Raw genomic sequence first — 14,274 nt, forward strand, 5'->3', positions numbered from 1 at the left:
AGAAGCGTGGCGGCCACGTTCAAGCGGCGCGCCGATCCTCCCCGGCGAGAAGCGCCAGCAGGTCCGTCAGCGGCACCGGCCGGCTGATCAGATAACCCTGGACCAGGTCGCAGCCCGCCTCGCGCAAGAAGGCGAGACAAGCCTCATCCTCGACCCCCTCGGCAACGACCTTGAGGCCGAGCTGGTGGCCAAGCTCGATCGTCGAGCGCACGAGAACGGCGTCGTCATGGTCGCGATGTGCGTGCTGGACGAAGCTGCGGTCGATCTTGAGTTCGCTCAGCGGCAGCTGCCGCAGATAGGTCAGGGTCGACTGGCCGGTGCCGTAATCGTCCATCGAGATGCCGATCCCGAGCGCCCGATAGCGGTGCAGCGCCGCAATTGACGTGTCCGCATCCGACATGGCGGCCGATTCGGTCACCTCGAACATGATCGAGCCGGGCGGAATTTGCGCCTCCGTCACGAGCCGCTCCGCCATCGCGTTGAAGGGCCCGTCGGCGAGCAGTTTGGCCGATATGTTGACCGCCGCGGTGAGGCCGGGATGCGCCGCCTGCCAGCTCCCAAGGTCGCTGAGGACCTGCGCGAGCACGTGCAGCGTGAGCGGCGCGATGCGGTTGGCTTTCTCCGCAATCGGGATGAACAGGTCGGGCCCGATGAAGCCGCGGACCGGATGACGCCAGCGCACCAGCGCCTCGACGCTGCCGATCCGCTGCGTGCGGCAATCGAATTTCGGCTGGTAGAAGACCTGGATCTGGCCGCTGGCGATCGCCTCGTCGAGTTCGCCCATCAGCGAGATCGATCGGTCGAGGTCGGCAAGATCGGCCGCCGCGACGCGCCAGAAACCGTCGCCGGTACGTGCCTCCTCCGCCGCGAGCGTCGCTTCTGCGACCAGCCGCTCCACGCCCCGCCAGGGCCCGGTCGCGAGCCCGATGGTCAATGCCACGTCGATCCGCCGGCCGCCGACTTCGACGGGCTGCAACAGCAGCGCGCGCAGCGCGTACATCGCATCGTCGATCGCCTGGCCATCGCCCGGCACGAAGGCGAGCTGGTGCTCGGCGGTGCGAAAGACCGCCTGCCCCGCCGCCGTCAGCGCGATGCGCTCACCGAGCCGGACGATCGCGTCGGCGCTGCCTTGTACGCCAAGCACGGCGCGCAGCGTGTCGAAATTGCCGATCTGCGCGACCGCGAGCGTGACGGTGCCGTCGCGCGCGTCCTGGCGCAGCAGCGCGCGCGCATTGGGCAGCCCGGTCACCTCGTCGACCAAACGCTGCGTCCGGAAACGCCGCACCACTTCGCGCACGCCGGCACTGGTACCGGTCGCCATGATCATCGCGAGCGCCGTCGCCAGCGGCAGCACGAGGAGCGCCTGATATTGCGCAAGGAGCACAGCCGCGACGATCGCCGCCGCCGCCGCCAAGCCGAACGCCACGCTGGCGGCGTAGCTGCGGATGCGCAGCATCACGGCCGCGACCAGCACCGCCAGCAGCAGCATCGCCGCATGCGATCCATAGACCGGAACGCCGCGCAACAGCGTCTCCGCGGCGAGCGCCTGCACGACGACACCGGGAATGACGCCCCAGCGCGCGGTACCGTAGCGATCGCCCATCTCGATCGCGGTCGCGCCGATCAGCACGTTGCGTCCGCGCACGGCGGCAGGGTCGAACCGGCCGTCGCGCACGGCGACGAAGCTCAGCCGCGGGATCGTCGCCGGATCGATCGACATGTCGATCGGGAACTGCTGGTCGACCATGCCGGAGCGCGCGGCGATGAACGCCGACAGCGACGGTCGCGGCTGCCCCGCCGTCACCGTCGCCAGCGGCATCTCGCGGACCTGTCCGTCACGGCTGGGACGGATGCTGACGGAGGCGAGCGCGGCATGGCCGCGCAGGATCGGGATCGGCAGGGCATCGATCGTCCGCCGGTCATCGCTCGCCGCGGCCTGGGCGAAGGTCGGCAGTACGACCAGTCCCGGCGCACGCGCGATCGCGGCGGCGAACGCCTGGTCGCCCTCTGCGTCCGAGGGAGAGGATACGTCGACGTCGAACACGATGGACGCCGCGCCCGCCCGCCGCAACCGGTCGACGACGGCGGCATAATGGGTTCGCGACCAGGGCCAGCGCTGGATCGCCGCGGCGCTTTCCGCGTCCATCTCGACCACCACGATGCGCCCGCTCGCCACCCGGTCGATGACGGCGAAGCGCCATGGCATCAGCGCCCGGTCGAGCGCGTCGCCAGTGGCGCTGGCCATCATCACCACGCCGAGTGCGAGGACCAGCGCCGCGATGATCCAGGTCGAGCCGCGGACGGCGCGCTGCATGGTTCAGAAGCTCCGCGCCAGCCGGAACGACAGTCGCGGGGCACGCGATCCCGTGTCATAGCGATCGGCGTTCAGCGGAAAGGCGATCTCGACCATGCCGTCCAGCGCACCGCGGCCGAGCCGCGCGCCCGCACCGCTCGACGCCAGCGCGCCGCCGCCCCCACCGCCATGCAGCATGTCGACATAGCCGCCATCGACGAACCCGTAGAGCGACGTGCGGTCGACAAGGCTGGCGATCCGGCCGAGGCTGGCGCGCAGCTCCGCCGAGCCCAGGACACCGCGGTCCCCGGTCCGTTCAGCATAATCATAGGCGCGTCCGAAGGCCGGGCCGCCGATCCCCAGCTGTGCCGTGGCCAGCAGCGGCCGCGACGCCAGCTGTCCGGCGGAGGCCAGCGCGACCGAGAGCGGGCCGGCGAGCGGCGCGGTCCATCCCACCGTATAGCCCCAGCTGACGAAGCGAGCGTCCCCGTCTGGCCGCGATGCATAGGGATCGCCCTGATGCGTAACCCCGGCCAGCGGCAGGCCGACCACCATCGCCGCCTCGCCGCTCAACGTCCCCGGCCCGAGCCGCGACGTGCCGTTCAGCGACGCTGTCGCGGTGGCGATGCGGTCATCGCGAAGGCGGCCACCGAGCAGCGTCTGGTCGGTGCGCAACGCGCGCAACTCGACGCTGGCCCATATGCTGCGCACCCGGCTGCGGACCAGCGGCGTCGCATAGGCGACGGCGGCGTCGACGCTGTTGCCGACAATGTCGAGTGGCTTCAACCAGCCGCCGGGATTGGCGCGCCCGACCGACGCGGACACCGTGACCAGGCCGCCGTCGAGGTCGACGGGCGCAGCATAAGCGGCGCGGAGAAAAGCGAATTCATGGGGCGCGAGCGGCGTGGTGGCGGCCACCAGGCGCAGGTCGTCGCCCGATTGCGCGACCCCGCGCAGGCTCGCCAGCATCGTCGCCCGCAGCGGGCCGATCTCTCGCGAGCCGCGATTGTCGATCTGTGCATAGGCGGTTGCCCGATCCTGCGCGATCGTGACGAGCAGGATGCCGAAACCGTTCTCGCGCACGTAGCGGCTGTCGGTGACGGTGACCCCGGCGATGTCGCCAACCTCCAGGATCGCCCGCTCGAGTGTGGCCTGGCGGACAGGCCCGTCGGTCACCAGCGCACGGCTCAACAGCCGGTCGGCAAGCGGGTTGCTCGCGCCGATGACGCGGACCGCGGAAATCCGTCCCTCGTCCAGCGTCACGCGCAGCACGCCGTCCGCGGTCGACTGGGGCTCGACCGTGGCGCTGGCGAAGGGATAGCCGCGCTGTCGGGCGATTGCGGCAATGGCGCCGGCGAGCCGCGACAGGTCTGCGCCGTCCAATGTCCGGCCGAGGAAGGGTGCCAGCGCCGGGGCGAAGGCTTCGGTCGGCACCTTCGCGTTGCCGACGACGATGATCGCGCGCGGGGTCGGCAGGACCACCTTCGTCTCGCGCGCGAGAGTCGCCGGCGCGGCGACGACGGTCGCCGGCTGCCCGTCGGCGGCGACCGTCGGCCTGGGCAGCGTCTGTTCGGCGATCGTCGGGTCGGCCCGGTCGAGCCGTACCTGCGCGATGGCGGGGGTTGCTAGGGGCAAGGCGCCGGCGGCAATTATCGCCAGGACATGGTTTCGGCGCATCGACTTCCTCTTTGGTGAACGAAGGAGCGCCTAAAGGCCAAGCGTTTGCAAAAGGTTATGCCAGGCTTGAGACGGCATTAACCCGATTGCTGAACCCGAAAATAAGCCATCGGCCTCAAATCGGTTCGAATTGCGGTCGTTTTCCGCGGCGAAAGGGGTTTTTGATGGTGAAGCGCGCGCTGGCGATACTGGCCACCGGCTGTTCGACCATGGCCATGGCGCAAGAGCGCGGCTGGACGATCAGCGAGGCGAGCGGCCCGGTCCAGATCGCCCATGCCGGGCTTACCAAGGTCGCTACCCGCGGCAATGCCGTCGTCGCCGGCGACACGGTCACCACCGGATCGGGCGCGCGGGCCGTGCTCGTCCGGGGCAGCGAGTTCATGATGGTCGCGCCCGCCTCGCAGCTGCGGCTGCCGGCCGAGGCGCAGCCGACCGGCTTCACCCGGGTCGTGCAGGATTTCGGCAACGTCGTCTTCATGATCAAGAAGAAGCTGACGCCGCATTTCGAGGTGAAGACCCCCTATCTCGCCGCCGTGGTGAAGGGCACGACGTTCAGCATCGGGGTCACCCCGCAGGGCTCCTCGGTCCAGGTGCTCGAAGGCGCGGTGGACGTCGCCACCGGAGACGGAGGCGCCCATGACATGCTGCGGCCAGGCGCCGTGGCCGTCGTCGGCGCGAGCAACATCTATCGGCTGCAGATCGAGGCCGGGGGCGTGCGCCGCACGATCGAATCGCCGTCGCGTCCGGCAACGGGCAGCACCGCGGGGCCAACGCTCGTCGCGCCGGCCGCGACGAATGCCGCCGCCCCCGAGGCCGGCGGCGCCCAGCCTGCCGGCTCCGCTCCCGCTGCCACCGCTACCCCCGCTATCGCCACGACGCCGGCGGTGCTGCCGCCGACGTCCCCGGTATCGGCGGGGGTGATCACGGCCGCCATCTACGAAGCGCCGGTATCGCTCGCGTCGACGACCGGCGGGCTGGTTTCGGGCAGTATCGGTGGTGGAGCGGAGATAGCGGCGGTCGCCTCCGCAACGAAGATCGCCTCGGAAGGCACGATCAGCGCCGCGAAGGCCGTCCATGTGCTGCAGACGACGGCGGTCGCCGCGGCCGAAGAGCAGAAGGCGAGCGCCGCCGCCGCCAAGCAGGCCGAGACCGCCGCCGCCGCCGACGACGCGCAAGCCGCGGCGGAGCGGGCACGCCAGGATGCCGCCGACGCCGCGCAGCGGGCGAACGACGCCGCTGCCCAGGCCGCGGCCGATCAGGCGAAGAGCGACGCGGCCAAGGCCGCCGCCGCGGCGCAGGCCGACGCTGCCGCCAGGAAAGCGGCCGCCGACGCGGCAGCCGCCGCCAGTGCGCAGGCCGACGCCGCCGCCAAGGCGGCCGCTCAGGCACAGGCCGACGCCGATGCGGCGCGCGCGGCCAAGGCGGCGCAGGACGCAGCCGCTGCGGCGGCACAGTCGAACGCGGACGACGCCGCGCGCGTGGCCGCCGCTGCGGCCGCACAGGCGGCGGCGGATGCGGCGGCTGCCGCCAATCGCAAGGCCGCCGACGCCGCGCAGGCAGCGGCCGACAAGCAGGCGAAGGACGCGGCCAAGGCCGCGTCGGATCAGGCGGCGGCAAAGGCGGCGCAGGATGCCGCGCAGGCCGCCGCTGCTGCCGACAAGGCAGCGCAGGACAAGGCATCGAAGGAGGCGGAAAAGGCCGCCAAGGATGCCGCCAAGCAGGCGGCGGAGGCCGCGGACAAGCTCGCCAAGCAGCAGGCGGATGCCGCCCAGGCCGCCCAGAAAGCCGCCGACGACGCGGCCAAGGCGGCCGCCAAGGCGGCGAAGGATGCGGCGAAGCAGGCCGACGATGCGGCCAAGGCCGCTGCCAAGGCCGTGCAGGATGCCGCCAAGAAAGCGGACGACGCTGCGAAGGCCGCTCTGGATGCCCTCACGAAGGGAAAGGGGTGAAGCGAAGATGGACGATCGTGCGACCACCGTCGGCACCGCGGGCGACAAGCGCAGGACCCGCCGCGCCAAGGTCTTCATCCCGACCGAACTGGTCGTCGCCGATGTACCGGTGCGGGCGCATCTGCTCGACCTTTCGGCGGCGGGTTCGCGGGTCCACACCGGCGCCGCCCAGCCGCTCGGCACCGATGCCTATCTTAACCTGAACGGCGAGGCGCATGAAGCAACGGTCAGATGGACGGACGCTGGCTGCTCGGGCCTGGAGTTCAAGGCGGCGCTGTCGCCCGAACAGGTCGCGGCGGCTATCAAGTCCTGAACCTCGCCCGCGCGCGGCTCGACGCCGTGCGCGCGGGCGCCGGCCATGACGGTGGCGTTTCGGTGATCCTGCCGGGTCGTCAGGAGCCGCGCCCACCAAGGACGGCATGATCGATCGCCTGGCTGGACGCTTCGGACCGCTGGAAGAGATCGGCATCCGGCACCCAGGCACAGGCCGTGGAAGCGGTTCCCCCCGCCCGCAGTCCGCTCCGGTACACCGGAAGACTGATTTTGCTGCTGCAATCGCTGGACACTAACCAGCCGTCCAGAATGGTGGAGACCGGGCGCTCGCCAATCGGTGCTGGAATGCGGCGAAGTTGCGACTAGCATGGCGCATGGATGTTTCGGGCCTGTTGCTGATACCAATGACGGCGCTGATCACTGCGCTGTGGATCGGCGTTGCAGGCTTGTCGTCAAAGGCGCCGACTCTGCGCCTTCCGTTCCTGCTATCGTACGGCCTGGGCGTCCTGTCCATGCAGCCTTGGCTCATCGCTTCGTGGCGGCAAGCGGGCATGTTCGCCGTCATGGCGGCGATGCTACCCATCCCGATCGCGGTCGGATGCCTCATCGGAACCATGGCCGCAATTGTGCCGATCGCCGTGAAGCGTTGGCTCGCCCGACCCGAGCAATAGCCGTCTACCATGCGCGGCGAACTGGGGGTGCGAGTGGCAGATGGGCGAGGCGCGTGATTGACCATCGCCAGGGAGACGAACCGCCCCTGATCCCGCCCTGCCCGCGGGCGATTTCGGCCTGAACCGCCCCTGCAATTCGTGCCGGAAGCGGCTATTGGCCTAGGCCATGCTCAACGGAAAGACAGCGCTCGTCACGGGAGCCGGCGGCGGGCTGGGACGTGAAATCGCGAAGGGACTCGCGGCGGCCGGCGCCACCGTGCTCTTGCTCGGCCGGGGCGCCGGCCGGATCGCCGCGACCAGGGCCGAGATCGACGGGGCCGGCGGCGCGTCCCAGACCATGATCGCCGACCTGCGTGATTCCCAGGCGGTCGCAGAGGCCTTGGCCGGCCGCGTCCCCGACATCATCGTCAACGCCGCCGGCGACAGGGATCGGCGTCCCTTGATCGAGCTGGATCGCGAAGCCGTCCTGCGACTGCTCGAGGTGAACCTGATGGCGCCGTTCGAGCTCGCCCGCCTGCTTGCCACCCGCATGCCGGCGGGCGGGCGCATCATCAACGTCACGTCGATAGCGGGCCAGATCGCCCGATCGGGCGACGCCGGCTATACGATGAGCAAGGGTGGCCTCGACGCGCTGACCCGCGCGCTCGCCGCCGAACTCGGCCCGCGCGGGATCACCGTCAATGCGATCGCGCCCGGCTTCTTCGCGACCGAGGCCAATGCGGCGATGGTCGGGGATCCGGCCGTCGCGGAGCATCTTGCGCGTCGCACGTCGCTTGGTCGCTGGGGCCGGCCGGAAGAGATCGTCGGTGCCGCGCTCTTCTTCGCCTCGCCCGCGTCATCCTATGTCACCGGCCAGGTCCTGGCCGTCGATGGCGGTTATCTGGCGCATTTCTGACCCGCCGACAGACGGCTGCGCCGGGACCGCGGCGACCGTCGCCCACGGCCTTTCGCGTCAGATGCCGCCCGCGACGACGACGCGTCCGTCCGCCTCCAGATCCCGCGTAAGGTCGGCGAGGCAGCGGTCGACCAGCGCCTGATCGGGGCTGCGCACGACGAAATTGGCGCCGGTGCGGCCGTCGCGGAAGAAGGGATAGCTGCCGATCGCGACGCCCGCATGCGTTCTCTCGGCGTCACGCAGAAGGTCGGCGACTTCGCTTTCGGCGACCCAGCACCCGATCGTGCCCGACACGACAGGGCGCCCGCCCTCCAGCGTGCCGGTCAGCGCATCGAGCATGCCCGCGGTGATGTGCGGCACGCCCGCCATGACGAAGATATTGCCGATGCGGATACCCGGCGCGCCGGACACGCGATTGGGGATCAGGCTCGCGCCGTCCGGCACCCGCGCCATCCGCGCCCTCGCCTCGGTCAGGCCACCACGGCTGGCGTAATAGGCTTCCAGCGTCGCCATCGCGTCCGGATGGTGAACCACCGGGAGGCCAAGCGCTGCGGCGATCGCATCGACGGTGATATCGTCGTGCGTCGGCCCGATGCCGCCGGTGGTGAACAGGTAATCGTTGCGGGCGCGCAGGACGTTCACCGCCTCGACGATCGCGTCCTGGCGATCCGGGACGACGCGCACCTCCGCCAGCCTGATGCCCTGTACGTTGAGCCAGGCGGCGAGTTGCGCGATATTCTTGTCCTGCGTCCGGCCGGAGAGGATTTCGTCGCCGATCACCACCAGCGCGGCGGTCCAGATGCGCTCGTCTGCCATGCGCTTGCCTTAGCCTCGTAATGCCGCGCCCGCTACGCTATATGGGCTTGATGACCGAATATGTGACCGTGACCTCCGACGCGCCGGAGGGGCGCACCGGCGCCATCAAGCTGCATGGCCCCGCCGCCTTCGCCGGCATGCACAAGGCGGGACGCCTCGCCGCAGAGACGCTCGACATGCTCGTGCCGCACATGGTGCCCGGCGTGTCGACCGCGGAGCTCGATCGGCTGATCTACGACTTCATCACGGCGAACGGCGGCGTGCCCGCGACGCTCGGCTATCGCGGCTATACCCATTCGACGTGCATCTCGATCAACCATGTCGTCTGCCATGGCATTCCTTCCGAAAAGACGCTGAAGGCGGGCGACATCGTCAACGTCGACGTCACGCCGATCGTCGACGGCTGGCACGGCGACACCAGCCGCATGTTCCTGATCGGCGACGTGCCGCTGAAGGCCAAGCGACTGGTCGAGGTGACCTACGAATGCCTGATGCTCGGCATCGAACAGGCCCGGCCCGGCAACCACATGGGCGACGTCGCCAACGCGATCCAGCGCCACGCCGAAAAGCATCGCTATGGCGTCGTGCGCGACTTCTGCGGGCATGGTCTCGGCCGCCTGTTTCACGACGCGCCGGAAGTGGTGCATGTCGGCAAGCCGGGCACGGGTCCGGAGCTAAGACCCGGCATGATCTTCACGATCGAGCCGATGATCAACATCGGCCGGCCCGACGTGAAGCTGCTCGACGACGGCTGGACCGCCGTGACGCGCGACCGTTCGCTCTCGGCGCAATTCGAGCACTCGATCGGCATCACGGAAACCGGCTGCGAGATCTTCACGCTGAGTCCGAAGGGATACACCCAGCCGCCTTACGCGTAACAGGCGGCATGGCCGCCCTGCTTCCGCTGATCGCCGTATTGTTCGCCGGTATCGGCATCGCTGCGCAGGCACCGACCAATGCCGCGCTGGCCAGGACATCGGGGTCGGTCGTCCTCGCCGCGCTCGTCTCCTTCGTCATCGGGTCGGCCGCGCTCGCTGTGGCATGGGCCGCGTTCGACCGCACCGCGCCGACGATGCTGAAGGGCGCGCCGGGCTGGGCGTGGCTCGGCGGATTCTATGGGGCCGGCTTCGTCGCCGCCATGGCGTTCGCGGCGCCACGGCTCGGCCTCGCCACGGCGCTGACGATCGCGATCGCCAGCCAGCTGGCGACCGCGCTGCTCCTCGATCATTTCGGCTTGCTGGGTCTGAAGACCGACCCCGTCACCCTGCCCCGCCTCGCCGGTGCCGCGCTCGTCATCGGCGGTGTCGTGCTGATGCGCCGCGGCTAGTGACGAAACCGCCGCGCTCGCCTAAAGGGCGCGGCCATGACCGCCATCACGCCCGAGATCGTCGCCGAACACGGCCTGTCCCCCGAGGAATATCAGCGCGTCCTGAACGCGCTCGGCCGTGAGCCCAATCTGGTCGAACTGGGCATCTTCTCGGTGATGTGGTCCGAGCATTGTTCCTACAAGTCGTCGCGTATCCATCTGAAGAAGCTGCCGACAACGGGCCCGCAGGTTATCTGCGGCCCCGGCGAGAATGCGGGCGTCATCGACATCGGCGACGGCCAGGCCGCGATCTTCAAGATGGAGAGCCACAACCATCCGTCATATATCGAACCCTATCAAGGAGCGGCGACCGGCGTCGGCGGCATCCTGCGAGACGTGTTCACCATGGGTGCGCGGCCGGTCGCGAACATGAATGCGCTGCGCTTCGGCCGGCCGGACCATCCCCGGATGCGCCACCTGATCGCGGGCGTCGTCCATGGCATCGGCGGCTACGGCAATTGCGTCGGCGTTCCGACCGTCGGCGGCGAGGTGAATTTCCACCCGGCCTATGACGGCAACATCCTGGTCAATGCGATGACGGTCGGCGTCGCCGACACCGACAAGATCTTCTATTCCGCCGCCAGTGGCATCGGCAATCCGATCGTCTATGTCGGATCGAAGACCGGCCGCGACGGCATCCATGGCGCCACCATGGCCTCCGCCGACTTCGGCGAGGACGCGGAGGAGAAGCGTCCCACCGTCCAGGTCGGCGACCCCTTCACCGAGAAGCTGCTGATCGAGGCGTGCCTTGAGCTGATGGCGACGGACGTGATCGTCGCGATCCAGGACATGGGCGCGGCCGGCCTCACCTCGTCGAGCGTAGAGATGGCGTCGAAGGGCGGAGTCGGCATCGAATTGGTCATGGACGACGTGCCGCAGCGCGAGACTGGCATGACGGCGTACGAGATGATGCTGTCGGAAAGCCAGGAGCGAATGCTCATGGTGCTGAAGCCCGGCCGCGAGGCGGAGGCGGAGGCGATCTTCCGCAAGTGGGAACTCGACTTCGCGGTGATCGGCCATGTCACGGACACGGGCCGCATGGTGCTGAAGCATCATGGCGAAGTCGTATGCGACATCCCGCTCGCACCGCTCGCCGACGACGCACCGCTCTACGATCGCCCGCACGTGCCGACCGTGCCGCCGGCAATGCCCGCGGAGCTGCCCGAGAGCCGTGACATCGCCAAGGACCTGCTGACGCTGATCGGCTCGCCCGATGTCGCCAGCCGGCGCTGGATCTGGGAACAATATGACCACATGGTGGGCGCCGACACCGTCCAGCGGCCCGGCGGCGATGCGGCGGTCGTACGCGTCCACGACACGCAGAAGGCGCTGGCGATCACCACCGATTGCACGCCGCGCTATTGCTTCGCCGACCCGGTGCAGGGCGGCCGCCAGGCGGTTGCGGAAGCGTGGCGTAACCTGACGAGCGTCGGCGCCAAGCCGCTCGCGGTTACCAACTGCCTGAACTTCGCCAATCCCCAGCGGCCCGAGATCATGGGCCAGATCGTCGGCTGTCTCGAGGGGATGAGCGACGCGTGCCGCGCGCTCGATTTCCCGATCGTGTCGGGCAACGTCAGCCTCTACAACGAATCGAAGGCGACCGGCGGCGGTTCGGCGATCCTGCCGACCCCCGCGATTGGCGGCGTCGGCCTGTTGGCGGACTGGCAGCGCAACATGACGATCGCGTTCAAGGGGACGGGCGACGTCATCCTCGCGGTGGGTACGCGCGGCGGCCATCTCGGCCAGTCGCTGTACCTGCGCGAATGCCACGGCATCGAGGGGAAGGATGCCGGCCCGCCCCCGCCGGTCAATCTCGACGCGGAGCGCCGCACCGGCGACCTGATCCGTCACGGCATCGAGCAGGGGCATCTGTCGGCCGTCCATGACGTATCCGACGGCGGCATCGCGGTGACGATCGCGGAGATGGCGCTGGCCGGCGACGTCGGCGCGATGATCGATCGCAAGCAGCCGTTCGGCTGCGCCCGTTCCTTCTTTGCGGAAGACCAGGGAGTCTACGTCGTCACCGTGCACGACCACGCGCTCGTCGACTTCCTCAGCGAGGCGCATGCCGCCGGTGTCGACGCGGAGCCGCTCGGTCGGACCGGTGGCAAGCGGCTTATCTTCGAACGGCCCGATCGCGACGACGTGGTCAGCCTCGCCGACCTGCGCAGCACGCACGAGGCCTTCTTCCCGGCGCTGATGGGCACCGACGCGACGCTGGCCTGAGCGGAATAACGCGGCCGCGGATTGGCGCGTTGCATTGTCGGCGACGCGGCCGCTCGATCAGGCCTTGCTGTGCGGGGCCGATCGTTTGCGGCCGGCGGGCCCTGTTCGCGCGGCGGGCGCGTTCCCCCGCGGCAGACGTCAGGATAGCTTGCGGCCGAATCCGCCCGCGCCCGCGAGCGGACGGCGCTGGACGATCGGGTTCGCCTCGCGCTCCAGAAGCGCCAGCGTCTCGACGAACAGTGGACGCAACCGCACGACATGCTCCAGCGCCTCGTCGCACGTGTCGTGTTTCTCGACGCAATCGCGCGCGATCTCTTCGATCGTCTCTGCCAGCACCGCGAGCGGCTCAGCCCCGAATTGGCGTGATTCGCCTTTCAGCGTATGGGCGGGAATGACCATGGCGGCGGCCGACTTGGCGCGCATCGCCTGCTCGATCGCCGACACGGATTTGACGCCATCCTCGCGAAAATAGCCGAGAATGCGCACGAAACCGGCACCGAGTTCGCTGCGCGCGCGCGCGAATACGGTCCAATCCACCAACGTGCTGCCTTCAAACGACACCGCGAACCTCCCATGGGCGGCCGCGATGGCCCACCCTCATTTCGGCGGATGTAGCGTAGCGGTAGTAAACATGACGTTTCCGTCGTCGCTCAATCTTTGCGGTCGAACGGGTTCTTCGGCGCGCGCAGCGTCAGCCGGACGGGCACAGCGCCGAAATTGAGCTCCTTGCGCATCGAATTGACCAGATAGCGCTCGTAACTGGCGGGGAGCTGGTCGACGCGGGTGCCGAAGATCACGAAGCTCGGCGGCCGCGTCTTCACCTGCGTCACGTAGCGCATCTTGATCCGCTTGCCGCCGGGCGCGGGCGGCGGATTTGCCTCGATCGCGCGCTCGAACCAGCGGTTCAGCTCGCCGGTGGGCACGCGCTTGGACCATGCCTCGCGGGTCTCGAACGCGGCCTGGATCAGTACGTCCAGCCCCTTGCCGGTCGCGGCGGACACCGTGAGCAGCGTGACGCCCTTCACCTGGCTGAGGCCGTCCTCCAGCGCCTTCTTGACGCCGTTGAACAGAGACGAGGCGTTTTCGGCAACGTCCCACTTGTTGAGCGCGATGATGAGCGCCCGCCCTTCCTCAAGCACCTTGTCCGCGATGCGCAGGTCCTGCGCCTCCAGCCCGAGCGTGGCGTCGAGCAACAGCACCACGACCTCGGCGAAATCGACCGCGCGCAGCGCGTCCGCCACCGAAAGCTTCTCGAGCTTGTCCTGCACCTTGGCTCGCTTGCGCATGCCCGCCGTGTCGATCAGCCGCACCTGACGGGGATTGCCGTCGCGGTCGTGCCAGATCCAGTCGATCGCGATCGAATCCCGCGTGATGCCGGCCTCCGGCCCCGTGATCAGCCGCTCCTCGCCGAGAATGCGGTTGACCAACGTCGACTTGCCGGCGTTCGGCCGGCCGACAATCGCGAGCTTGAGCGGCGCGGAGGGTGATTCGTCCTCCTCATCCTCGAACGCCTCGTCGTCCTCGCGCTCGACATGCGGCAGGATCGCCTCGAACAGGTCGGCGATGCCCTCGCCATGCTCGGCGGACATCTGCACCGGATCGCCGAAGCCGAGGCTCAGCGCCTCGATGATACCGGCCTCGCCCGCCCGGCCTTCCGCCTTGTTGGCGACAAGGACGATCGGCGTCGTCGATCCGCGCAGCCACCGTGCGATCTCCTCGTCGAGCGGCACGATTCCCGCGCGCGCATCGACGAGGAACAGCGCGACATCCGCTTCGGCGACCGCCGCCTCGGTCTGCCGCCGCATGCGGCCGGGAAGGGTCTGCGGATCCTCGTCCTCGTAACCGGCTGTATCGATGACCCGGAAGTCGAGGCCGAGCAGATGCGCATCACCCTCGCGCCGGTCGCGCGTCACGCCGGGCCGATCGTCGACCAGCGCCAGCTTCTTGCCGACGAGGCGGTTGAACAGCGTCGACTTGCCGACATTGGGTCGGCCGACGATCGCGACGTTGGGAAGACGAGACATGACAGAGTCCTAGGGCAGCCGCCGCCACCCGAAACGGGCCCGCAAGGCGTCGGGGGCGGCATTCAAACCACGCCCCTAGCCGAG

General features: G+C 69.3%; 12 protein-coding genes. 7 read left to right on the top strand and 5 right to left on the bottom strand.

Translation table 11 applies throughout. The annotated features are described in order from the left end of the window. Positions 1 to 19: 19 nt before the first annotated feature. Together IQ292_RS16580 and IQ292_RS16585 are read right to left on the bottom strand one after the other, a co-directional pair. Positions 20 to 2,314: a putative bifunctional diguanylate cyclase/phosphodiesterase gene (locus tag IQ292_RS16580; protein ID WP_203311442.1), complete on the bottom strand. Its 2,295-nt coding sequence runs from the start codon at positions 2,312 to 2,314 to the stop codon at positions 20 to 22. Between the two features lie 3 nt (positions 2,315 to 2,317). Then, positions 2,318 to 3,970, bottom strand: coding sequence for a ShlB/FhaC/HecB family hemolysin secretion/activation protein (locus IQ292_RS16585; RefSeq protein WP_238941194.1), 1,653 nt, complete (start codon positions 3,968 to 3,970; stop codon positions 2,318 to 2,320). 164 nt (positions 3,971 to 4,134) lie between these two features. Between IQ292_RS16585 and IQ292_RS16590 the strand changes: the two genes are divergently transcribed. The 4 genes from IQ292_RS16590 to IQ292_RS16605 all read left to right on the top strand — a co-directional run bounded on the left by IQ292_RS16590 (position 4,135) and on the right by IQ292_RS16605 (position 7,758). After that, positions 4,135 to 5,919: a FecR domain-containing protein gene (locus tag IQ292_RS16590; protein WP_203311443.1), complete on the top strand. Its 1,785-nt coding sequence runs from the start codon at positions 4,135 to 4,137 to the stop codon at positions 5,917 to 5,919. Between the two features lie 7 nt (positions 5,920 to 5,926). After that, positions 5,927 to 6,232, top strand: coding sequence for a PilZ domain-containing protein (locus tag IQ292_RS16595; protein WP_203311444.1), 306 nt, complete (start codon positions 5,927 to 5,929; stop codon positions 6,230 to 6,232). Between the two features lie 334 nt (positions 6,233 to 6,566). Continuing rightward, complete coding sequence (locus IQ292_RS16600) at positions 6,567 to 6,863, top strand: hypothetical protein (protein WP_203311445.1); 297 nt, start codon at positions 6,567 to 6,569, stop codon at positions 6,861 to 6,863. Positions 6,864 to 7,029: 166 nt separating this feature from the next. Beyond that, complete coding sequence (locus IQ292_RS16605) at positions 7,030 to 7,758, top strand: SDR family oxidoreductase (protein ID WP_203311446.1); 729 nt, start codon at positions 7,030 to 7,032, stop codon at positions 7,756 to 7,758. A gap of 57 nt (positions 7,759 to 7,815) precedes the next feature. On the opposite strand, the gene IQ292_RS16610 is transcribed toward IQ292_RS16605, so the two are convergent. Then, positions 7,816 to 8,574, bottom strand: a complete 759-nt coding sequence (locus tag IQ292_RS16610) for a competence/damage-inducible protein A (protein WP_203311447.1) — start codon at positions 8,572 to 8,574, stop codon at positions 7,816 to 7,818. 50 nt (positions 8,575 to 8,624) lie between these two features. On the opposite strand from IQ292_RS16610, the gene map reads away from it, so the two are divergent. The 3 genes from map to purL are packed head-to-tail and all read left to right on the top strand — an operon-like array spanning position 8,625 to position 12,166. Continuing rightward, positions 8,625 to 9,452 carry a type I methionyl aminopeptidase gene (gene map / locus IQ292_RS16615; protein WP_203311448.1) on the top strand — a complete coding sequence of 276 codons (828 nt, stop codon included), beginning with the start codon at positions 8,625 to 8,627 and terminating at the stop codon, positions 9,450 to 9,452. Positions 9,453 to 9,460: 8 nt separating this feature from the next. Then, positions 9,461 to 9,901 carry a DMT family transporter gene (locus IQ292_RS16620; protein ID WP_203311449.1) on the top strand — a complete coding sequence of 147 codons (441 nt, stop codon included), beginning with the start codon at positions 9,461 to 9,463 and terminating at the stop codon, positions 9,899 to 9,901. Positions 9,902 to 9,937: 36 nt separating this feature from the next. Further along, the gene (gene purL, locus IQ292_RS16625) at positions 9,938 to 12,166 is read left to right on the top strand and encodes a phosphoribosylformylglycinamidine synthase subunit PurL (RefSeq protein ID WP_203311450.1); all 2,229 of its coding nucleotides are present in this window, start codon (positions 9,938 to 9,940) and stop codon (positions 12,164 to 12,166) included. 138 nt (positions 12,167 to 12,304) lie between these two features. Here the strand turns inward: purL and IQ292_RS16630 are convergent, their stop codons facing one another. Together IQ292_RS16630 and der are read right to left on the bottom strand one after the other, a co-directional pair. Then, positions 12,305 to 12,706, bottom strand: a complete 402-nt coding sequence (locus tag IQ292_RS16630; protein ID WP_238941195.1) for an Hpt domain-containing protein — start codon at positions 12,704 to 12,706, stop codon at positions 12,305 to 12,307. A 110-nt stretch (positions 12,707 to 12,816) separates the two neighbouring features. After that, positions 12,817 to 14,190 (bottom strand): ribosome biogenesis GTPase Der, encoded by a 1,374-nt coding sequence (der, locus tag IQ292_RS16635; RefSeq protein ID WP_203311452.1) that lies wholly within the window; start codon positions 14,188 to 14,190, stop codon positions 12,817 to 12,819. Positions 14,191 to 14,274 lie beyond the last annotated feature (84 nt).

It is taken from the genome of Sphingomonas beigongshangi, assembly GCF_016820445.1.
GTDB lineage: Bacteria > Pseudomonadota > Alphaproteobacteria > Sphingomonadales > Sphingomonadaceae > Sphingomonas > Sphingomonas beigongshangi.